The 23402-nt window shown below is 37.2% G+C and carries 13 protein-coding genes; 7 read left to right on the forward strand and 6 right to left on the reverse strand.

Annotation, left to right across the window (positions count from 1 at the left end; all coding sequences use genetic code 11):
• Position 1 precedes the first annotated feature (1 nt).
• From QUH73_RS00970 to QUH73_RS01000, 7 genes are all read left to right on the forward strand, one after another.
• Entirely contained in the window at positions 2-2293 is a 2292-nt protein-coding gene (locus tag QUH73_RS00970; RefSeq protein ID WP_289528582.1) for a GH92 family glycosyl hydrolase, read from the forward strand.
• 103 nt (positions 2294-2396) lie between these two features.
• Positions 2397-4430, forward strand: a complete 2034-nt coding sequence (locus QUH73_RS00975) for a glycosyl hydrolase family 95 catalytic domain-containing protein (RefSeq protein ID WP_289528583.1) — start codon at positions 2397-2399, stop codon at positions 4428-4430.
• A gap of 2 nt (positions 4431-4432) precedes the next feature.
• Entirely contained in the window at positions 4433-6442 is a 2010-nt protein-coding gene (locus tag QUH73_RS00980) for a glycoside hydrolase family 97 protein (protein WP_289528584.1), read from the forward strand.
• A 235-nt stretch (positions 6443-6677) separates the two neighbouring features.
• Positions 6678-8912 carry a GH92 family glycosyl hydrolase gene (locus QUH73_RS00985; protein ID WP_289528585.1) on the forward strand — a complete coding sequence of 745 codons (2235 nt, stop codon included), beginning with the start codon at positions 6678-6680 and terminating at the stop codon, positions 8910-8912.
• Positions 8913-8944: 32 nt separating this feature from the next.
• A complete protein-coding gene (locus tag QUH73_RS00990; RefSeq protein ID WP_289528586.1) occupies positions 8945-10237 on the forward strand; it encodes an MFS transporter in 1293 nt (430 codons plus the stop codon).
• Between the two features lie 10 nt (positions 10238-10247).
• Complete coding sequence (locus QUH73_RS00995; RefSeq protein WP_289528587.1) at positions 10248-12113, forward strand: sodium:solute symporter family protein; 1866 nt, start codon at positions 10248-10250, stop codon at positions 12111-12113.
• Between the two features lie 46 nt (positions 12114-12159).
• Positions 12160-13128: a glycoside hydrolase family 130 protein gene (locus QUH73_RS01000; RefSeq protein ID WP_289528588.1), complete on the forward strand. Its 969-nt coding sequence runs from the start codon at positions 12160-12162 to the stop codon at positions 13126-13128.
• A gap of 475 nt (positions 13129-13603) precedes the next feature.
• On the opposite strand, the gene rlmF is transcribed toward QUH73_RS01000, so the two are convergent.
• From rlmF to QUH73_RS01030, 6 genes are all read right to left on the reverse strand, one after another.
• Positions 13604-14596, reverse strand: coding sequence for a 23S rRNA (adenine(1618)-N(6))-methyltransferase RlmF (rlmF, locus tag QUH73_RS01005; RefSeq protein ID WP_289528589.1), 993 nt, complete (start codon positions 14594-14596; stop codon positions 13604-13606).
• Positions 14597-15326: 730 nt separating this feature from the next.
• Positions 15327-17000: an asparagine synthase B gene (asnB, locus tag QUH73_RS01010; RefSeq protein WP_289528590.1), complete on the reverse strand. Its 1674-nt coding sequence runs from the start codon at positions 16998-17000 to the stop codon at positions 15327-15329.
• A 269-nt stretch (positions 17001-17269) separates the two neighbouring features.
• The gene (locus tag QUH73_RS01015; RefSeq protein WP_289528591.1) at positions 17270-18706 is read right to left on the reverse strand and encodes a TlpA family protein disulfide reductase; all 1437 of its coding nucleotides are present in this window, start codon (positions 18704-18706) and stop codon (positions 17270-17272) included.
• 441 nt (positions 18707-19147) lie between these two features.
• Positions 19148-21703, reverse strand: a complete 2556-nt coding sequence (locus tag QUH73_RS01020; protein WP_289528592.1) for a hybrid sensor histidine kinase/response regulator — start codon at positions 21701-21703, stop codon at positions 19148-19150.
• A gap of 171 nt (positions 21704-21874) precedes the next feature.
• A complete protein-coding gene (locus QUH73_RS01025) occupies positions 21875-22609 on the reverse strand; it encodes a peroxiredoxin (protein ID WP_289528593.1) in 735 nt (244 codons plus the stop codon).
• Positions 22610-22935: 326 nt separating this feature from the next.
• On the reverse strand, positions 22936-23319 hold the full coding sequence (locus tag QUH73_RS01030; protein ID WP_289528594.1) for a hypothetical protein: 384 nt from the start codon (positions 23317-23319) through the stop codon (positions 22936-22938).
• Positions 23320-23402 lie beyond the last annotated feature (83 nt).

The raw sequence follows: 23402 nt of genomic DNA on the forward strand, positions 1-23402 counted from the left end.
AATGAAGAAAGCAAACGTATTATTATTGTTATTTGTTGCAGTTTTAGCTGCATGTGGAGGAGAGAAGGAAATTGGTAAGGAACGGAATTTGGTTGATTTTGTAAATCCATTAATGGGAACCGATTCTGACTATTCTTTGTCAAATGGAAATACTTATCCAGCCGTTGCATTGCCATGGGGAATGAATTTTTGGACACCACAAACCGGTGAAATGGGAAATGGCTGGTGTTATGCCTATGATGCAAAAAAAATCAGAGGAATCAAACAAACCCATCAACCAAGTCCGTGGATCAACGATTATGCTGCATTTTCATTAATGGCCGTTACCGGCGATTTGAAATTTAAAGAAGACGAAAGAGCATCTTGGTTTTCACATAAAGCTGAAGTTTCGAAACCAAATTATTATAAAGTATATCTGGCGGATTATGATGTTACCGCTGAAATAACACCTACAGAACGAGCGGCTATTTTTCGCTTTACTTTTCCTGAAAATGAATCTTCATATATTTTGTTGGACGGATTTTTTAAAGGATCTGAAGTCACAATTCTTCCGAAGGAAAGAAAAATAATCGGCTATTGCAGAAACAATAGCGGTGGTGTTCCTGATAACTTCCATAACTACTTTGTTGCCGAATTCGATAAGGAATTTGAGCTAACACATACTTGGAATGGAGATCAGTTAACTGAAAATTCACTGAAAGCAAGCGGAGAGCATGTTGGTGCCATCATTGGATTTAAAACTCAAAAAGGAGAGGAAATTCATGTGAAAGTGGCTTCATCTTTTATAAGTCCTGAGCAGGCACAATTGAATTTGGACCGGGAAATTGGAACGAAAAATTTTGATAAGGTGTTAAGCGATGCTGAAATGGCTTGGGAAAAGGAACTTTCCCGAATTAAAGTGGAAGGTGGAACCGATGATCAGTTAGAAACATTTTATTCCTGCTTGTACAGGGTGCTGTTATTCCCTCGCAAGTTTCATGAAATTAACGATAAAAATGAAGTAATTCATTACAGCCCTTACAATGGTAAGGTACTGCCCGGCTATATGTTTACAGATAATGGCTTTTGGGATACATTCCGGGCAGTCTTTCCATTTTTCACACTAATGTATCCTGATATTAACGCTCAGATTATGGAAGGATTAGCCAACACTTACAAAGAGAGTGGTTGGTTGCCCGAGTGGGCGAGTCCTGGTCACAGAGGATGTATGATTGGCTCGAATTCGGCATCTTTAATTGCAGATTCTTATTTAAAAGGAATTCGTGGATATGATATTGAAACATTGTACGAAGCAATTCTTAAGAATACGAAAGGTTACAACAAAGAGATTACATCTGTAGGTCGTTATGGTGCCGATTATTACAACGAGTTGGGTTATGTTCCTTACGATGTGAATATCAACGAGAATGCTGCCAGAACATTAGAGTATGCTTACGATGATTTCTGTATTTGGAGGCTTGCTAAAGAATTGGGTCGTCCGCAGGAAGAAATAGATTTGTTTGCCAAAAGAGCCCAGAATTATAAGAATGTATTCGATAAAGAATCTGGCTTGATGAGAGGAAAAAACGAGGATGGTTCTTTTCAGTCTCCGTTCAATCCGTTAAAATGGGGCGATGCTTTTACCGAAGGAAACAGCCTGCATTATACATGGTCGGTATTTCAGGATGTGAATGGCTTAATCGACTTGATGGGTGGAAAAGAAAAGTTTATTTCTACCTTGGATGGTGTTTTTGAGATGCCTCCTAAATTCGATGATTCTTACTATGGTGGAGTAATTCATGAGATTCGGGAAATGCAGATCGCCAACATGGGAAATTATGCACATGGAAATCAGCCCATTCAACACATGATCTATTTGTACAATTTCGCAGGACAGCCATGGAAAGCGCAGGCAAGAGTTCGTGAGGTAATGGATAAGCTCTACACTCCGCAGGCCGATGGTTACTGTGGTGATGAGGATAACGGACAAACTTCTGCATGGTATGTTTTCAGTTCAATGGGTTTTTATCCTGTGTGTCCCGGAACCGATGAGTATGTTTTTGGTTCTCCGCTTTTCGATAAAATCACTTTGAGTCTGGAAAATGGAAAAACGTTTACAATTTCAAGTACTGATAATTCATCAGATCATGTTTTTGTGGATGATATCCAATTAAACGGTAAGTCTTATGGAGCTAATTTCATTAAACACAATGATATTTTAAACGGGGGAAATCTTGAATTTAATATGTCGGCAGAACCAAATAAGGTGAGAGGAACTACTAAAGAAAGTTTTCCATATTCTATGAGTAAATAAGAAAGAATGATATTAGCATATCAAATATAACGGAAGGCTTGCAAACATGAGTTTGTAGGCCTTTGTTGTATGAAATTGATGAATCAATCTAAAAGTAAGTGATATGATACGAGTTAGGGCACAATTGTTACTGTTATCTTTTCTTTTTGGATTTTTTGGAAATTGCTTATTTGCACAGGAGAATCCAGCTTGGATGATTGAAGCAAATGATTATACCAATTATACAGGAATATCAGTTGCAAATGGACGAATAGGAATTCTTCCTTCAGCCGAGCCAGGAAAAACCAAATCGATTATTCTGAACAATGTTTACGATAAGGAATCGAAATTTGGTGTTAGTAAAGTGTTGTTGGGAATTAATTTTGCAAATATTGAAATAGTTGTCAATCAAGACACGCTTTCTACTGCAAATTGTTCCAATTGGAAACAAGTGCTGAATATGAAATCTGCTTCGTTCGCAACATCATGTCAGTTTAAAGAATATGCCGAGATATCTTTTACGCTTTATGCATTAAGAGGAATGCCTTATTCCGGATTGGTAGACGTGAAAATAAAATCCCTGCAAAAGGAATTAGGATTTAAGGTGAATGGACAAATTGTTTGTCCAAGTGAATATAAAGATGTGACTTCTGATTTTAGGATTTTACAAGATTTGGATGCACGAATGCCAATATTGCAGACTGTAGCAAAGAGTCCGTTTGGGAAACACGATTTGGTAACCAGTGCAGCATTTATATTTGAAGGCGAAGCACCCGATTTAAAGCACAATTTGAAAGATCCTTTTACCAATGAACTGGGCTTTTCAAAATCTTTGAAAAAAGAGGAAGAGTATAATTTTGCCTGGTGTGGATCGGTTTGTACATCGCAGAATTTTACAGATCCGAAAAGTGAATCGGAACGAATGGTTATTTTTCAGCTACTGGGAAATAAACAAGCCGTGATTAATCGTCATAAAGAACTTTGGTCTGAATTGTGGAAAGGTGATATTGAAATAGAAGGAGATCCGGAGTCTCAGCAAGATATCCGTTTGGCATTGTTTCATTTGTATTCTTTTGCCAGAGATGACTCTAATTTGAGCATTGCTCCAATGGGTTTATCATCTCAAGGCTATAACGGACATGTATTCTGGGATACTGAAATATGGATGTTTCCACCTCTTTTGGTTTTCAATCAGAAGATTGCAAAATCTTTACTGAATTACAGATTTGACAGACTGGAAATGGCAAAGAAGAAGGCTCAGAATTATGGTTATACAGGTGCCATGTTTCCATGGGAATCGGATGATACAGGTGAAGAGGCGACGCCAACCTGGGCTTTAACGGGAACCTTCGAGCATCATATTACAGCAGATATTGCAATCGCTTTTTGGAATTATTTCAGAACTACAGGAGATAAGGAGTGGTTGAGAGAGATTGGATTTCCGGTACTGAAAGAAGTTGCTGATTTTTGGGTAAGTCGTTCTGTTCAGAATCATGATGGTAGTTATTCCATTAATAATGTAGTTGGTGCGAATGAATTTTATCATCATGCCAATGATAATGCCTTTACTAATGGATCGGCGAAAACGGCCTTGCAGTTTGCAATTGAGGCGGGCGGAATTCTCAAAAAAGAAAGCAATCCTCGTTGGGTTAATGCAGCCAAAGGGTTAAAGTTTCATTATTTTGAGGATGGTGTGACCAAAGAGAATTCGGAATACAATGGGGAGATTATTAAACAGGCAGATGTTAATTTATTGGCCTATCCGTTGGAAATTGTTACTAAACCCGAAGAAATAAGAAGAGATTTGGAATACTATGAGTCTAAGATTGCTCCGGAAGGTCCGGCAATGTCTTATTCTGTTTTAGGCGCATTGTATGCACGATTGGGTGAGCCGGAAAAAGCATTTGAACTTTTCAAGAAAGCTTATGTGCCCAATAAACGTGTACCATTTGGAGCACTTTCCGAATCTGCTTATAGTAATAATCCATATTTCGCGACAGGAGCTGGCGGTATGCTGCAAACAGTTCTTTTCGGATTTGGAGGTTTACATTTTACGAAGAATGGAATAGAACAAAAGAATCCATGTTTACCAAAACAATGGAAGAAATTAACCATAAAGGGTGTTGGCCCCGAATTAAAAACTTATGTGATTGAGTAATTATGAATAAAATGATAATTGTTGCATTGCTGTCAGTCTTGCTGTTTTCTGCATGCGAATCGAGTAAAAGCGTTGAGTTGGTATCACCCAATGGTGAAATTGTTTTCAACCTGGAGGTGAATGAGAAAGGACAGGCTTTTTATAAGCTTCAAACCAATCAAAATCAAATATTCTCCGATTCAAGATTAGGGATGGAATTGCGGGAAGATTCTTTGTTTACTGATGGCTTACGGATTCTTAGTGTAGTAAGAAATGAAAAGAATGAGAATTGGAAACCAGTTTGGGGGCCAAATGAAAATATAATCGAAAAGTACAATGAGCTAATAGTTTCCTTAAAAAATCATGAAAATAACAATTTGAAGTTATACGTGCGTTTATTCGATGATGGATTAGGTTTCAGATATGAAATACCTCAGCAAAATGGTATAGATAGTATCAACATTACCAAGGAACTAACTGAATTTAATTTTGCCCAAAATGGAACTGCATGGTCTATTCCAGCAAATTTCGATTCGTACGAAATGCTTTACCGAACTACTAAATTAAGCGAAGTACCTGATGCGAATACACCAATTACGGTGAAAATGGAATCGGGTTATTACGTGAGTATTCATGAGGCGAACCTGACTAATTATGCGGGAATGACTTTGAAGAATATGGGTGCGACCAATTTCCAAGCGAATTTGGTGCCTTGGCCCGATGGAGTAAAAGTAAAAGCAAAAGATTCATTGTTATCTCCATGGAGAACAGTAATGCTTTGCAAAAATGCAGCGGGTTTGGTTGAATCAAATTTGATTCAAAACCTGAATGAGGCTTGTGCAATTCCAGATACGAAATGGATTCAACCCATGAAATATGTTGGCATTTGGTGGGGAATGCATTTGGGAGTAGAAACATGGACTCCTGGACCAATTCATGGTGCGACAACCACAAATATGAAAAAATATATCGATTTTGCTGCCGATAACAATATTGAGGCTGTTTTAGCTGAAGGTTGGAACACGGGTTGGGAAAATTGGGGGAAACCAAAGGCATTCGATCAGGTAACACCTTATCGCGATTTCGATTTTGATGAAATTGTGAGGTATGCAAAGTCAAAAGGCGTTGAACTAATAGGGCATCACGAAACAGGCGGAGATTATATCTTTTATGAAGAAAGTATGGATAAAGCCTTTTCAAAATTGCATGATAATGGCATTCGGGTTGTAAAAACAGGATATGCAGGACCAATTCCCAACGGACAGTTTCATCACGGACAAAAAATGGTTCAACATTATCGAAAAGTAGTGGAGACTGCAGCTAAATATCACTTGATGGTGGATGCGCATGAACCAATAAAAGCGACAGGAATCAGCCGGACTTATCCAAATATGATGACAAGGGAAGGTGCGCGAGGCATGGAGTGGAACGGCTGGAGTGAAGGAAATCCGCCGGAGCATCATGTGATTTTGCCTTTTACCCGTTGTTTGGGCGGACCAATTGATTACACGCCCGGAACCTTCGATATTTTGTACAAAAACCGAAAGGAATATATCAAATGGAACAGCAACGACAAAGGCAATAGCAGGGTAAATACCACCTTAGCGAAGCAATTGGCTTTATGGGTTTGTTTGTACAGTCCCTTGCAAATGGCTTCCGATTTGGTGAGTAATTACGAAAATCAGCCAGCCTTTCAGTTTTTCGAGAATCTGCCGGCAGATTTCGAAGAATCCAAAGTCTTGGAAGCTGAAATCGGAGATGTATATGCTGTTGCCCGTCGGAAAGCTTCGAATTGGTACATCGGTGCAATCACCGACGAAAATGCCAGAGAAATTGATTTAGATCTGAGCTTTTTAGATACGGATAAAAAATATGTGGCGACCATTTATGCGGATACAGAAAATACATCCTTAAGTGACAATCCAACGGAAATAAAAATCTTTAAAAAAGCGGTCGATAGCAAAACTATTTTGCAGGTGAAGATGCAAAATAGTGGAGGGCAGGCCATAGAAATCAGAGAATTTGAAAAATAGTAGGGAACAATTGATAGCCTGAAGTTATGAGAGTAACTTTTAGCTTATTTGTTATTATTTATAATGATTAATGAATGAAACCGGTGATTAACCTTAAAATTAATCGGCTTTTAATCTCTAACTCTTTAATTTGACTTGTAGATTAGAAATTAGAGAACCGATCGGGAGCAGCTTGGCTGGCAGAATCCCGTTCGGTATTATTTTAGATTATTGCAACTAAATAAAACCTAATTTGATGAAGCGCTTATCAGGAATTTTGATTCTTTTTTTTCTAAGCATAAATTGTTTTGCACAATTTGCCGGTTACGTAAACCCATTTATTGGGACTACTAATTTTGGCACCACAAATCCGGGAGCAATTGTACCACGGGGCATGGTATCAGTAACTCCTTTTAATGTTTCCGGATCCGATTTGAATACCTACGATAAAGATACCCGTTGGTGGTCAACACCTTATTCCTGGGATAATTCTTTCCTTACCGGATTTTCACATGTAAACCTGAGTGGTGTTGGTTGTCCCGATTTGGGCGTGATTTTGTTGATGCCAACAACAGGAGAGGTAAATGCAGATCATAAAACATACGGATCTATCCTAAAAAATCAGGAGGCAAGGCCTGGATATTATGCCACCAATTTAGAAAAATATGGAATTAAAGCAGAATTGAGTGCTACCAAAAGAACAGGCATCAGTCGCTATACTTTTCCAAAAGGGAAATCGAATATACTTTTAAATTTAGGTTTGGGCTTAACCAATGAATCGGGTGCAAAGGTTCGGATCGTAAACAATCAGGAAATAGAAGGTTCCCGAATGACAGGAAGTTTTTGTTACAATGATGGTTCGGAACGTCCGGTTTATTTTGTGGCCCGCTTCAGTAAAAAGGCCGATGAGTTTGGTGTTTGGAAAAAAATGCCGGAAATGAAAGCCGAATCTGCATGGAGCGATACCGATGGTCAGTTCAAATATTACAAAAACTACACTCAGGAACTATTTGGCGATGAGATTGGAGCTTACTTTACTTTCAACACCAATACCGGCGAACAAATAATTGCAGAAGTTGGAGTATCATACGTAAGTATTGCCAATGCAAGAATGAATTTGAATGCAGAATCGAATCAGTTTGATTTTGAGAAAACAAGATTGCAGGCTACACAGGAATGGAATAGTACTTTGAGCCGGGTAAAAGTAGAAGGTGGAACCGAAGATCAGAAAACCATTTTCTATTCAGCATTGTACCACACTCAAATTCATCCAAATATTATTAACGATGTAAACGGGCAATATCCGGCAATGGAATCTTTTGAGATTCGCGAGACCAATGATTGCAATCGATACACCGTATTTTCTTTGTGGGACACTTACCGAAATTATCATCCGTTAATGGCCTTGTTATATCCTCAGGAACAACAGGACATGCTTCGATCCATGGTCGGCATGTACAAGGAAAGCGGATGGTTGCCAAAATGGGAGTTGAATAGTAAGGAAACACACGTTATGGAAGGCGATCCAGCCATTCCTGTTATTGTAGATTCTTACTTGCGTGGATTAAAAGATTTTGATGTAGAAGCGGCATATGCTGCCATGGTGAAGTCGGCAACTACTCCAGGAAAAAACAACAAACTGCGACCGGATATTGATCATTATTTAGCAAAAGGATATGTGCCTTTAGTTGATGAGTTTGACAACTCGGTTTCTCATGCTTTGGAATATTACATTGCCGATTGGAATTTGGCACAATTCGCCAAGGCTCTTGATAAAAAGGATGATTACAAGAAATTCCTGAATCAGTCTCTTCGTTACAAAGAATATTTCGATCCCAAATTTGGAATGTTTCGTCCCCGTCTGGAGAATGGCGATTTCTTAACAAATTTTGATCCAAAGCAAGGCGAAAACTTTGAACCAAGCCCGGGTTTTCATGAAGGAACAGCATGGCAATATGCTTTTTGTGTTCCCCATGATGTAAATGGATTAATAAAACTAATGGGCGGAAAGAAGAAGTTTGTAAATAAACTGCAAACTGTTTTCGACGAAGGATTGTTCGACATGGCCAACGAGCCTGATATTCATTACCCATTCCTGTTCAACTATACCAAGGGCGAAGAATGGAGAACGCAAAAAGAAGTTCGCCGATTAATCGATACCTATTACAAAAATGCTCCTGATGGCATTCCTGGCAACGACGATTGCGGCACTTTATCTGCATGGGTAATTTACAGCATGATGGGAATTTATCCTGTTTGTCCCGGAGATACCGATTATGCAATTACAAGTCCAGTTTTCGATAAAATTACAATTGAACTGGACCCGGAATTTTACAAAGGAAAATCATTCGAAATACTCACACATCGTAAGAATAAAGGCGATTTGTTTATTGATAAAATGATGATTAATGGAAAGAAGCAGAACTCTTATTTCATTACTCACAAAACAATAGGCGAAGGAGGAAAACTGGAATTTTTTCTGAAAAAATAAAATTACAACCTAATAACACTTGTTAAATACAAATGTCAAAAACTAATAACAAACCAAAACATCCGGCTACTTGGATTCCCACTGCATATTTTGCGATGGGTTTACCATTTGTTGCTATTGCTCAAGCATCCGTGCTTATGTTTAAGAGTTTTGAGATATCCGATTCGTTAATTGCATTTTGGACCTCACTCATCATGTTACCTTGGACATTAAAACCACTATGGAGTCCAATATTGGAAATGTTTAAAACAAAAAAACATTTTGTTGTTGCAACCCAACTCGTAACAGGATTTACATTTGCTCTGGTCGCATTGGCCTTGCCATTGGATAATTTCTTTACCTATTCTATTGCTTTATTAGCTGTAATAGCCTTTAGTGGTGCAACCCACGATATTGCTGTCGATGGAGTTTACCTAAGTGTTTTATCAGGAAAAGAACAAGCAAAATATATTGGATGGCAAGGTGCTTCGTATAATATTGCAAAAATCTTAACTGCTGGTGCTTTTGTTTATTTAGCAGGCATCCTCGAAGAACGTTTTGGCGTATTACATGCATGGATGGCCGTTATGCTCACCTATTCAATAATCATGATTTCATTGGCTTTGTATCATATTAAAATGTTGCCATCAGGAGGAAATGCAAGCCGTGAGGTAGCTTCGTTAAATGATGGATTTAAAACCTTGTGGGATGTTATAAAAACCTTTTTCCAGAAAAAACACATTGGTTGGTTTATTGCTTTTATCATCTTGTACCGATTTACCGAAGGCTTTGCCATTAAAATAGCTCCTTTGTTTTTTAAAGCAACAATCGAAGAAGGAGGTTTGGGACTTAGTACTTCGCAGATAGGTCTTATTTATGGCGTATTTGGTTCCGGGGCTTTTGTTCTGGGTTCAATTTTAGCAGGCTATTATATTTCAGCACGAGGATTAAAAAAATCCTTATTCACTCTGGTTTGCATTTTTAATATTCAATTTATAGTTTACGCTCTATTGGCCGTTTATCGCCCGGAAAGTATATTTCTAATTGGATCTGCAGTTGTGGTTGAATACTTTGTATATGGTTTTGGCTTTGTGGGTTTAATGTTGTTTATGATGCAGCAAGTTGCTCCCGGAAAATATAAAATGGCTCATTATGCATTTGCTACAGGAATCATGAATCTAGGCATTATGCTGCCGGGCATGTTAAGTGGTTTTATGAGCGATTGGTTAGGTTATAAGTTATTTTTTATATGCATACTTGTTGTTATAATTCCATCTTTGTTAGCAGCAATATTTGTTCCTTTTGTTCATTCAGAAGAAAGCGAAGCAGATGAAAATAAAATCTAATTTTCATTAAATGAACTTATCAATACTCGATCTATCCATAATTGTAGGATACATTATTTTAACCGTATTTATTGGTTATTTTCTATCCAAAAAGGCATCAAAGAACCTTTCCAATTACTTTTTGGGAGGAAATAAAATACCATGGTATATGCTTGGAGTTTCCAATGCATCGGGTATGTTCGACATTACCGGAACCATGTGGACGGTTACTATTTTGTTCGTGTATGGTTTAAAATCACTCTGGATTCCTTGGTTATGGCCGGTTTGGAATCAGATTTTCCTGATGATGTTCATGGCCGTTTGGTTACGGCGTTCGAATGTAATGACAGGAGCCGAATGGTTAAAAACCCGTTTTGGTGAGGGGCGGGGATCACAACTTTCGCATTTAATAGTGGTGCTTTTTGCCATTGTTAGTGTAATCGGTTTCATTACCTACGGATTTGTTGGAGTGGGTAAATTTGCACAAACATTTTTCCCTTGGGATTTGCATGCCACTGTTTTGGGTTTAAGTATTAAGTCGGAGAACATGTACGCAATTATCATCATGGGCTTAACCACCTTGTATGTTGTGAAAGGGGGAATGTACTCTGTGGTTTTTACAGAAGTATTTCAGTTTGTGATTATGACTATTGCCTGCATCATGGTAGGTGTAATTGCTGTTTCCTTGGTAACGCCGGAGCAGATTGCCGCAGCAGTACCTGCAGGTTGGGCGGATATTTCGTTTGGCTGGACTCTCGATTTGGATTGGAGCAATCTAATTCCTGCAGTAAACCACAAAATTGACATCGACGGATACAATATGTTCTCGGTTTTAATGATGATGATGATTTTTAAAGGAGTATTGGTGAGTATTGCCGGACCGGTTCCCAGTTACGACATGCAGCGCATACTCTCTACCGAAACACCTAAAGATGCTGCTAAAATGAGTGGGATTGTATCTTTGGTGCTATTCGTTCCCCGTTATTTGATGATTGCCGGATTAGCAGCTTTGGCATTGGTTTATCTGGCTCCGGAATTCAATAAGATGGGCAATAATATCGATTTTGAAATGGTTTTGCCATATGCCTTGAATAATTTTATTCCGGATGGTGCAAAAGGTTTATTGCTGGCAGGATTAATTGCGGCCTTCATGTCCACTTTTGCGGCAAATGTAAATGCCGGACCGGCCTACATTGTAAACGATATCTACAAAAAATTTATCAACCCGAATGCTTCTCAAAAGAAATACATTCGAATGAGTTATTTGGCATCATTCGCAGTAGTAATTATGGGAATATTCTTCGGTTTTTTTGCCGAAAGTATCGATACCGTTATGAAGTGGTTGGTAGGTGCTTTGTTTGGCGGATATACCGCATCTAATCTTTTAAAATGGGTGTGGTGGAGATTTAATGGGTATGGTTTTTTTTATGGAATGCTTGCCGGTTTAATAGCCTCGTTGGTGGCACCTCTGGTGTTTCCCGAAGTATCTCCAATTTATGCCTTCCCGTACATTTTCCTATTCTCTTTTGCAGTATCGGTTATTGGTAGTTTACTAACCAAACCTGAATCCGATGAAGTGTTAATTAAATTTTACGAAAGTGTTCGTCCGTGGGGATTTTGGAACCCGGTTTACTTAAAGTTGAAAGCACAAAAACCGGAAGCAAAACCAAATAACGATTTCTTTAAAGATATGTTTAACTGTACCATTGGAGCAGGATGGCAAATGATGTTGCCACTCATCCCAATCTATTTTGTAATTGGTAAATACTCATCGCTATCACGGGTAGTTGCATTATTTATAATTACGAGCATTATCCTCTATTTTACATGGTACAAAAAACTCGAAGATTACCCGGCAGATTATAAGTATTGCAAAAAAGAAATCAAAGAAGACTAAAAACGATATTGATAGAATTAAATTCATAAACAATAAATGAGCAAAAATGACTAGTAAAGCAAATATGCCTTGGGAAGACAGGCCGGAAGGATGTAAGGATGTGATGTGGAGATTTTCTCAAAATCCTGTTATTGGAAGGTACGACATACCAACATCCAACAGTATTTTTAATAGTGCAGTAGTTCCTTTCGGGGAAGGCTTTGCCGGAGTATTCCGATGCGATAACAAATCGGTTCAAATGAATATTTTTACCGGTTTCAGTAAAGATGGAATCAATTGGGACATCAATCACGATCCTATCGAAATGATAGCGGGCAACACCGATATGATCGACTCCGATTACAAATACGACCCTCGTGTTTGCTGGATCGAAGATCGCTATTGGATTACTTGGTGCAACGGTTATAACGGACCAACAATCGGTATCGCTTATACTTTCGATTTTAAGACATATCATCAATGTGAAAACGCATTTTTACCCTTCAACCGTAATGGCGTTTTGTTTCCTGAGAAAATTGATGGGAAATATGCAATGCTAAGCCGCCCAAGCGATAATGGTCATACACCTTTCGGCGACATTTACATTTCCTACAGTCCCGATATGAAATATTGGGGAGAGCACCGTTGCGTAATGAAGGTATCAAATTTTACCGATAGTGCATGGCAGTGTACTAAAATAGGAGCCGGTTCAGTTCCCATTCGCACCAACGAAGGTTGGCTGATGTTTTACCACGGGGTAATTAATACCTGCAACGGATTCCGTTATTCGATGGGAGCAGCTCTTCTCGATCTCGAAAATCCCGATAAGGTATTGTTTCGCACAAAGCCATATTTATTGGCTCCTGCAGCTCCATACGAACTAATGGGTGATGTGCCAAATGTCGTGTTCCCATGTGCGGCATTAACCGAAGGAAATAAAGTTGCCGTTTATTACGGCGCTGCCGATACGGTAGTTGGCATGAGTTTCGCCTACATCGATGAAGTAATCGATTTTATAAAAAACAATTCATTATAGTTAAGTTAGTTTTGATTTTAATTGGCTGATACTTTCGGGTGTCAGCCTTTTTTATGGGCGTTCCCTTCGGGCGGGCTTTTCATTTCAACTCCTCGCTCGTTCCTCGCTGTGGGGTTTCCATTTCAATCCCTAACGCATTCCCAAAACAAAAATACCCGTCATGCTCTGACTTTAAGCAAGCCGAACATGTCAGGGTATGACTCGATCCAAAATCTAAATATTAGACAGTAAATTCAGAAAGAGCTTCGGTACTCTGTACCTAATTCACTATCGTATAAATTAACCTACAAAGACTGCGCAACTCTGTTGCTTAAATTTTAATAAACAACAGGTGCAGAGCACCATGGTATTTGTAGAAATAAATCATCAAAAAAGCAAAAGGTGCAGCGCACCGCAGCCTAAATAAAAAGCTGGCTGAGCAAATTGGGTTCTTTTTAGACCTGACTGGTTTCCAAAACCAGTCAGGTCTGAACTATTAAATCTTCTCTTTTTTCTCAGCTTGATTATTCCACCTTACATTTTTCCATTTCTGTTGTTCTTCTTTCGATAAAAAGGTCCAGACAACAATCCGGCTCTTTTTGTTTCCTTGTCCCATTGGTAAGGTTTCCACTTTAACAGCTTTAGCCGCTTCAAGAGCTTGGTAAACACTTTTCAGATTCGATTCTTTCGAGATGAGTGTAGAAAACCAAAAACATGACTTTGCAAATTTCTTACTCTGATTAATCATGTTTCGAACAAAGCGTTCTTCGCCGCCATCGCACCACAATTCGTTGCTTTGTCCTGCAAAATTAAGACTTGGTTTCGTTACTTTTTCGCTGGAAAGGTTTCTTGTTTTGCGCATTGTTCCTTCCAATGCATCTTTAGCTGATGCATGAAATGGTGGGTTGCAAATCGATAAATCAACCAATTCATCTTTTGGAATAACACCGTAAAAATAATCTTTGGGATTCTCTTGAAGTACACATTTCACATTCCCCTTTAGTGAAGGATTGGAATCCACAATACTCTCTGCTGATTTAATGGCAACAGGATCGATATCCGAACCAATAAAAGACCATCCGTATTCATTGTTTCCAATAATAGGATAAATGCAATTCGCACCTACGCCAATATCTACGCAAGTAAATTTATTGCCTACAGGAATTTTACCATAGTTGTTTTGTTGCAGCAAATCAGCAATATGATGAATGTAATCTGCTCTTCCGGGAATAGGAGGGCACAAGTAGTTTTCAGGAATATCCCAATCACTAAGTCCATAATGATGCATGAGCAATGCTTTATTCAACATTTTTACCGCATCCGGATTCGCAAAATCAATCGATTCATCTTCGTACTTATTCAGAATAACAAATGGAGCTAATTCCGGACACGTTTCTACCAGTTTTTTAAAATCGTAGCGGTTACGATTTTTATTTCTGGGATGCAAACTGGGTTTCTCTTTTGGGTGATCTTTCTTCTTATTTAGCATGGATGTAATTCTCTAATTTGAATCTGCTAAATTAAAACATTAATGGAAGAAAGTCGCCTTTATTCCAATATTGGAAATCCATTTTTTTTATTGTGTCAACAAAAAAACTTTTAAGACTGGAAATTAGATGTTGAATCTGATTCATAACTTGACATTTTTGCAAGACAGACTAATAAAAACAATGCAGCCCTTATGAATGGAGAGCAGATCAATCGTAAAGCAAGAAGTCCTTACCGGAAGAAGCTTGGTTATGCTTTGGGTAGCGCGGATTTTCTTCTTTTATTAACAATAGTTTTTTTGATCCCGAAGCCAAAACTTTTGGGTTCAATCGAGGTTCGAACCATGCTGTGCCGTGTCTTTTTTGAGTGAAAGGGTGGCTCGAGCCACGATGAGGTGTGGTATTTTTAGGTCCGTTCGAGTATCAAGGCACGCTTAGTCGTGGTTTTTTTGATGCAAATTGTGTCTCGATACTCGATTGAGGTGCTTCGATGCTTGATGTTGGAGCCTCGATACTCGATTGAGGTGTCTCGATGCTTGATGTTGGAGCCTCAATACTCGATTGAGGTGTCTCGATGCTTGATTTCGATGCTTCGATCCTTGATATTGAAGCACCGATGTTCGACTGAGATGTCTTGAGGCATAGGATTTGAGCTGTAAGAGGTCTGTTGAACAGATAAAAAAAAGAGGTTGTCCTTTTGGAACAACCTCATTTAATTATCTGTTAAAATATTTATTTCATTTTATATGCGTCGTTGTGAACGGCATTAATCGCTCTTCCCGAAGGATCGGCGTTGTTGCGGAACGATGCATCCCAAGCTAAAGCTTCAGGAGTACTGCAGGCAATAGATGGCACCGATGGTACACAGGCTGCAGCAGTATCCGAAGGGAAGTGTTCTGCAAATATGGTTCTATAGTAATATTCTTCTTTTGACATTGGAGGATTCACAGAAAAACGAAATTTAGCATTTGCCAATTGCTCATCAGAAACTTTCTTGGCTGCAACTTCTTTCAAAGTATCAATCCAGCTGTAACCCACACCATCAGAGAACTGTTCCTTTTGTCTCCAGGCTACACTTGCTGGTAAATAGTCTTCGAATGCTTTACGCAGCACCCATTTTTCCATTTTACCATCTTTAGCCATTTTATCTTCCGGATTAATTCTCATTGCAATATCAAGGAATTCTTTGTCCAGAAACGGCACACGGCTTTCAACACCCCATGAACACATCGATTTATTCGAGCGTAAACAATCGTAAAGGTGAAGTTTATCTAATTTTCGGATGCATTCTTTGTGAAATTCTTCCGCATTAGGAGCCTTGTGGAAATACAAGTATCCACCGAACATTTCGTCAGCACCTTCACCGGAAAGCACCATCTTAATTCCCATCGATTTAATTACTCTTGACATTAAATACATCGGGGTAGAAGCACGAACCGTAGTTACATCGTAAGTCTCCAGATGATAAATCACATCGCGGATAGCATCCAGTCCTTCCTGAACAGTAAAAGTTACTTCGTGGTGAATCGTATCGATATGATCGGCTACTAAACGTGAGGCTGCCAAGTCAGGTGAACCTACCAATCCAATTGCAAATGAGTGCAATTGTGGATACCAGGCATCCTTCTGATCACCGGATTCAACACGCTTACCGGAATATTTTTTTGCAATTGCTGAAATTACAGATGAATCCAAACCACCTGAAAGTAATACTCCATAAGGTACATCAGACATCAATTGACGATGAACAGCATCTTCTAATCCTTTGCGAAGAGCAGCCATATCTGTTTTGTTGTTTTTTACATTTTCGTAATCTTTCCAGTCACGCTGATACCATTCCTTTACAACGCCGTCTTTGCTGTATAAGAATTTTCCGGGAAGAAATTCTTCAATTTTATTGCAATAACCTTCTAATGCTTTTAGTTCGGAGGCCACGTAGTAGTTACCGTGCTTGTCCCATCCCTGATACAATGGGATTATTCCCATATGATCCCGTCCAATAAGGTAGCAATCATTCTTTTTGTCGTATAAGGCAAATGCAAAAATACCATTTAAATCATCGATAAAATCGACACCTTTTTGTTGATATAAGGCAAGAATTACTTCGCAATCAGATTTTGTCAGGAACTCGTAAGAGTCTTTCATCTGATTTCGAATTTCCAGATGATTATAAATTTCACCATTAACAGCCAAAGCCAGATTACCGTCTTTGCTGTAAAGTGGTTGTCCTCCCGATTGAGGATCTACAATCGATAGTCTCTCATGAGACATAATCGCTTTTTCATCACAAAATATTCCAGACCAATCCGGACCTCTATGACGAATCTTTTTTGACATTTCTAAAATTTGAGGGCGCAGCTCTTGAGCATCCATCTTCAAATCAAAAACTCCAACAAATCCACACATAAAAAATTGTTTAATAGTTATTTTATCAGCCTGCAAAAATATGGTTAAGCTGTTTAAATTTGGTATTAGTTGTCAAAAATACGATTTTCAATTTAGTTTCTACTATGTTTTATGCTCTATATCTTTAGTGTATAGGTAGAAAAGATTATTTTTCCGAACTATTCGAAAATAAAGGCTGTTTATTGAATGACGTACTAATTTATCGGGGGTAAAGGAGGAAATTAATATGGTAATAACAAAAAAGGACACCTTTTGAAGTGTCCTCATGCCTAATTTGTTTTATTTTCAAACTCGTGATCAAGAAAGGTTTTAAGAGTATCAATATCGAGCCGTTTGGCAATAATTTTCTTATCCTTGTCAAGCAGGTATATGGTTGGCGTACTAAAAACATCGTAATAAATTCTGAAGTTAGTCTGGTAGTGGGGATCGTAACAATTGATAAAATCAAATAAGTTTTTATCAGCAATAAAATTTTCCCATTCTTCTTTTTCGTTTTGAGTGCAGACTGCAAATACTTTTACACCCTTTTGTTTGTACTTATCTAAAATATCGGTCTTTAATTTTGGAGTTGCTGTTTTGCAATGACCACATTCGGGTTCCCAAAAATATAAAATGGTGAACGGAGCTTCTACTTCGTGCAAACGAACAAACTCTCCTTCGGGCGTTTCCATTTTTAGATCCTGGGCTTTCATTCCAATTAAATTGTATTGAAGTTTTATTACCCGCTCGCGAATATTGGCAAGTAAAGTTGAATCGGCCCAATTCGCTTCTCCACTTAGGTAGTATTTTTTTGCCAGACTAACGAAAGCCGCATCCATTCCCATAATCTTGCTTTTAACTGCGTAGTTAAGAGAGTATTGTACCAGGTATTGGAAAAATTCCTGATCAGATCGGGATTTTTCAATAATATTAGTCGCTTCTTTTACGATTGTATCCGGACTTTGAATCAAAATTTTCTCATAAAAAAACTCCAATTTATTTTTAAGAATAGGTGTTCTTAAAAAACGGTTGTCAGTGAAATCTACGTAATCGAAGTAATGATCTTTATTGTACAAGTATGATTTTTTCTTTATTTCCTGATCTCTGTCAGGTGTCGATTCCGGAATTTCCTTTGAAAAATCGGGAACTTTTGGAGACAATGTCAACTGTGCAAATTTGGAAACAAAGCTTCCGTTGGGGTAATCCTGATTCAGTTTTTGAATGTATGCACGTACATCTTCATCTGCTTGTTTAAAAGCTTCCTGATATTTCTCTTTTTCTTTTTCATTGTCCTTGCTTGCCTTGTACGCTTCCTGAATTTTTTTTGAATTCTCGTTTTGGGCTTTCATGAATTTTTGAAAGGAATGAAATGCTTCACTCTCTTTAGCACCTGTAATTTTAATCGTTTCGATAAAGCTAACTGGATCTGCAGATATGGCAAATTCCTGATCTTTACCAATTAACAGATCGAAATACTTTTGAGAAGGAAGATAGATTACATAAATGCCTTCATCCAATTGTTTCGCTTTGCTAAATAAGCCTTTGCCATTAATTAATTGCGTAGTATCATCAGCAAATATTCTGCCGTCAAAATAGTGTGCTAAATAAGCGGTACTATCAGTACAGCCAATAAGGTTAACATCAATATTGTATTTTTGTGCTTTGCTTGTAAAAGAGGATAGCAGGCAAAAACCCACACATATAAGAGTTATAATATTTTTCTTCATTTTCATTATAATGTTGATAAGCATAATTGGAAGCGAAAATTACAAAACTTTTTTTAAAATGAAACGACAATGAAAGGCAATTGTGACACACAGAGGGATGATTATTTCAGCATGGTAAGTTCCATATGGCAAAAGTTTAAAATTATAATCATATGAAACGACCATGTAAAAAGTGTTACACACAGAAGAATGAGTGTAATTTGGGAGTTCCATCTGAGCATAAAATAAAAAATATAAACAGATGAAACGACCATGTATAAAGCTTTCTATACACAGGGGATGATTATTGGTTCATGGTAAGTTCCATATGGCAAAAACTTAGAATTATAATCATATAAAATTAGCTTTGCAAGAATTGCCGGGAAATGTTATTGAATATGGATCAGCACAAATATTGATCTATATAATTACAATTTGCATGTTTTTTTGAATGAAATAATACTATTGGGGATTATTTTGGAAGGTCAGATATTTTCTTATTTTTTCCAATAGCAGACTTGAGTTAATTGGTTTGGAAATATAATCAGTACAACCGGCAGCAATACATTTTTCTCTTTCTTCAACCATAGCATACGCTGTTTGGGCAATAACGGGAATGGATGGATGAGTTTTTCTGATTTTGTTCATTGCCTCAAAACCATTTATTACCGGCATATTAATATCAAGAAGTATCAAATCGGGTGTGTGTGAATTAATAAGATTTATTAATTCTTCACCATTCACAGCATGTTTTAATTTAACCTCTGTGGTCTGCAGCAACTCTTCAAGCAAAAGAAAAGATGAAATATCATCTTCAGCAACATAAACAAGACATTCTGAAAGGTTTAGACTATTTGCGATTTGAGGAGTCTCATTTTTTTCGATGACAGGTTTGCTTTGTTCGGATATTGGTATTGTAAAATGAAATGTACTGCCTTCGTTAACCTTCGATTCAATCCAGATTTTTCCTCCTAAAAGATGTACTAAACCTTTTACAATACTAAGCCCAATACCTGTTCCTTCTTGTAAATGTTGATTCTCAATTTGTCTGAATCGCTCAAAAATCAGCTGAAACATTTCTGCTTGAATACCGAAACCCGTATCCTTCACATATAAATGAACCATCGAATCAACATGCGATATAGAATAACCAATTTCCACAAAGCCTTTTTCTGTGTATTTAAAAGCATTGGAAACCAGATTGTAAACAATTTGTCTGAATCTGGTAGGATCACAGGTTATATTTAGATTTTCAGTGTTTTGGGGGATGTTTAATTGAAGCGTAATATCATTTTTGTTTTTCACGATCTTAATCATGCTTTGAGACTCCTTAATTTCATAAAGCAATTCGTTCAAAAGACACGATTTCGTATTCACTTTTAGTTGGTTCGATTCAAGTTTTGAAACATCAATTATATCATCAATAATTCGAAGTAAGTGTTCACTGCTCGACTGAACTAATTTTAAAAATTTATGTCTTCTCTCAAGAGTAAGATTTGGTTGACCTAATAAATCCGAGAAACCAATAATTGTATTCATTGGAGTTCGTATTTCATGACTCATATTTGCTAAAAAAGCTGACTTTAGATGATCACTCTCTATGGCTTTTTCTTTCGCTTTTTTAAGCTCTGTATTGGTTTTAAGAATCTCAGAATTAATAGTTTTATATTCTAGATTCAGCAACTCATATTCTTTATTTGTTCTCTCAAGTTCAGCGTTTAATCTTAAGAATTCATCATTTTTTTGTTTTAACTCAATATCCGATTCTTTAAGACTGGTAATATCAGTAGCAATTTCAAAGCGAACTATTCGTCCATCAATCCACTCTATTGCTAAATCAGAAATGTAGTACCACCTATTGGTAAGGGGGTTTTTAAATTCCCAGTTGTAAATTTCGGATGGTTTGCCATCATTTATAATTAAATGATTTGTGCAAAAACTGCATGGTTCTGTTTCACCAGCTTGCATAGTCGAAAAGCATTTCGCGCCAATATTATCACCAAACTTATCTTTCATTCTCTTGTTCATGAAAAGTATTTCGTATGTCTCAATATCAGAGACGTAAACTAATGCATCAATATTATCCATTACAAGTTCGAAAATATTTTGACTTTTTTGAAGGGCAGTTTCAGATTCCTTACGGGCTGTTATATCCGTTGTTGAAACATAGGCAATAAATTTATCATTATGTTTGGTGTAGAAAAGCTTGATGATTGCATCAACAACTTCTCCTTCAAGTGTTATTACTTTCGCCTCTTTTTTAAATGAGTTTTCACCATTGATAATAGCCAATAATTCCTCTTTAAAAACGGAAAGTGATTCTGGCATAAATGTTTTTGCTAAATTTCCTATTAGATCTTCTTTTGATTTAGCTTTGTATAAATTCACGGTAGCTTGGTTAACATCAACAATAATTACCTGCTGAGATAATTCAATTAATAATTCCGGATGCTCATCAAAATAACTTCTGAAATCAGTTACTCCTTTAGACTTAAGATCCTCAATGGTTAGCATTAAAACTGTGAAATCCTCCTCCCAAAGAGACTCCGGGGAGTTTTCAAATAAGGCTTTGTATTTGTTCGTTGTCTCGCTTAATTCCGAGTTAAGCCTTGAAAGATCAGTGATGGCCTCAAGATCATGTGTTTTGGCCTCAACTTCATCGTGTAAAATTTCTTGTTCGGTAATATCAATAAAATATTCAATCACATGAGTGATTTCTTGGTTAGAATTGAATATTGGACTTGCATGAACCCAAATATTTTTGAGTTCCCCTTTAATATTTATATTCTTGAGTTTGGTTTTTATTGTTTTTTTTTCCTTCAAAACCATATTCACAGAACATTTACAATGGTCTTTTTTGGTGTAATTCTTTGCATTGGAGAGAATAAGATCGCAACAATCTTGATTGACAATAAAATTCGGATCATTTGAGTCTACGACTTTGTATGTGCCCACTTCAATAACATAATATGGGTAGGGTAATGACTTAATTATTTCGTGGTGTAAATCATTCTTCATCTTAACTTCTCTAAATATATCTTAATCTTAAGATATTTTAAAATAAATATTATATAGTGGTTTTTGTCATGAAAGAATGCCTGTTAATTAGGATTAACAAATGCGGATATCCTGATGAGCTAATAAGAATAATGGCTGCAGAAAAAAAACTTGTGCAACCATTGCTTTTATTTAATGAATATGCTCTTCTTTTTTTAGAATAGCATTCAGAATTTCTTCTTTTTCAATTCTTTTTGTGCAGAAGAACCAATCATAGCAGTGAACATTTTCATCTGTGTTTTCCATCCGGTCTTTTGCAATACCGCAAGATCCGGCAGGAGGAACAATTACTTCATCGCCAGGGCGCCAATCTGCCGGGGTTGCAACCGAAAATTTGTCGGCAGTTTGCAGTGCAATAACTACACGATAGATTTCATCGAAATTTCGTCCTAAGCTTAAAGGATAGTAAATAATTGCACGGATGATTCCATGAGGGTCAATGAAAAACACAGCACGAACAGCTTTTGTACTGTCTTCACCAGGTTGAATCATGCCGTACTTATTTGCCACTTCCATAGTAATATCTTCAATTAAAGGGAACTTGACTTCTATATTTTTCATCCCTTTATATTCAATTTTCTCTTTAATTGTTCGTAACCATGCAATATGGCTGTATAAACCATCGATTGATAAGCCAACTAACTCACAATTTGCTTCTTGAAATTGGCTTTCCATACTTGCAAAAGTCATGAATTCTGAAGTACATACAGGAGTGAAGTCGGCAGGATGGCTAAACAGTATGACCCATGAGCCACTATAGTCATTCGGGAAATGGATATTCCCCTGAGTACTAACAGCTCTAAACTCGGGAGCTTTATCACCGATACGTGGCATTGTAATTACGTTTCTCTCATTCTTTTCTTCCATGATTCAAGATTTAAAGGGTGACTGTTTTTTTGATATTGCATTGAAATTGGAAGAGCTGTGGCTTGCATCACAAGCTCAGGATTTTTTCCTTCTAAACAGACTTGTTTTAAGGGAAAAAATTGTCTTATCAATTAACGAACTCAATTAGGTGTGGGAGATAACCCAATATTGTCAATTCCTTAGGAGGGAATCTTAGTGGTTTAGAACAAATTTTAATTCATTCTCAGGTGTAAAGTTAAAGTTAACTCATTGAATTGCGGATGTCAAGTTAAATGACTGATGGAGAGGTAATTTTAAATCAGTTTTAATAAATTTAGACTCGGAATTTATTCTTTCACGATTAGAACAGGATCTATTTCAAGCCATTCGAATGCCTCTTTAAGGGAATGAAAAACTTTAGCATTTTGAATTCGAACTTGGATTTCGAATAGCATAGCCATTGAGGTGTCATAGGATTCGCTTACAATAATGGCACATTTATTTGCTATTGGACTGTACTTTTGGTATTCCTCAATATAGTCATCTAAATCTTTGATATTCAGTATAACTTTTGCTTGCGTGAAATTGGCAATTACATGATAGGTTTCATCAAATAAAGAATCTTCACGAGTACTTAGTGTGTGACGTATTAAATCATCCCATTTGAAATAACCGTAATAGTATTCATTAATCAGTTTTAAGTTTGGAGATATTTTGTATTTGAATTTCATTCCTATTACTTTTCAATTAAATATAGGAAGATCAATTTAGTTAAACAAAAATAAAAAAAGTTGCCCTTATCAAAGAGCAACTT

Source organism: Labilibaculum sp. K2S (assembly GCF_030372765.1).
Taxonomy (GTDB): Bacteria; Bacteroidota; Bacteroidia; order Bacteroidales; family Marinifilaceae; genus Labilibaculum.

Coding starts and splice junctions, on each gene's coding strand:
- QUH73_RS00970 (WP_289528582.1), top strand. CDS start 2: ATGAAGAAAGCAAACGTATTATTATTGTTATTTGTTGCAGTTTTAGCT.
- QUH73_RS01030 (WP_289528594.1), bottom strand. CDS start 23,319: ATGAAATTCAAATACAAAATATCTCCAAACTTAAAACTGATTAATGAA.
- QUH73_RS00985 (WP_289528585.1), top strand. CDS start 6,678: ATGAAGCGCTTATCAGGAATTTTGATTCTTTTTTTTCTAAGCATAAAT.
- asnB (WP_289528590.1), bottom strand. CDS start 17,000: ATGTGTGGATTTGTTGGAGTTTTTGATTTGAAGATGGATGCTCAAGAG.
- QUH73_RS01020 (WP_289528592.1), bottom strand. CDS start 21,703: ATGAAGAATGATTTACACCACGAAATAATTAAGTCATTACCCTACCCA.
- QUH73_RS00990 (WP_289528586.1), top strand. CDS start 8,945: ATGTCAAAAACTAATAACAAACCAAAACATCCGGCTACTTGGATTCCC.
- QUH73_RS01025 (WP_289528593.1), bottom strand. CDS start 22,609: ATGGAAGAAAAGAATGAGAGAAACGTAATTACAATGCCACGTATCGGT.
- QUH73_RS00980 (WP_289528584.1), top strand. CDS start 4,433: ATGAATAAAATGATAATTGTTGCATTGCTGTCAGTCTTGCTGTTTTCT.
- QUH73_RS00975 (WP_289528583.1), top strand. CDS start 2,397: ATGATACGAGTTAGGGCACAATTGTTACTGTTATCTTTTCTTTTTGGA.
- QUH73_RS01015 (WP_289528591.1), bottom strand. CDS start 18,706: ATGAAGAAAAATATTATAACTCTTATATGTGTGGGTTTTTGCCTGCTA.
- QUH73_RS00995 (WP_289528587.1), top strand. CDS start 10,248: ATGAACTTATCAATACTCGATCTATCCATAATTGTAGGATACATTATT.
- rlmF (WP_289528589.1), bottom strand. CDS start 14,596: ATGCTAAATAAGAAGAAAGATCACCCAAAAGAGAAACCCAGTTTGCAT.
- QUH73_RS01000 (WP_289528588.1), top strand. CDS start 12,160: ATGACTAGTAAAGCAAATATGCCTTGGGAAGACAGGCCGGAAGGATGT.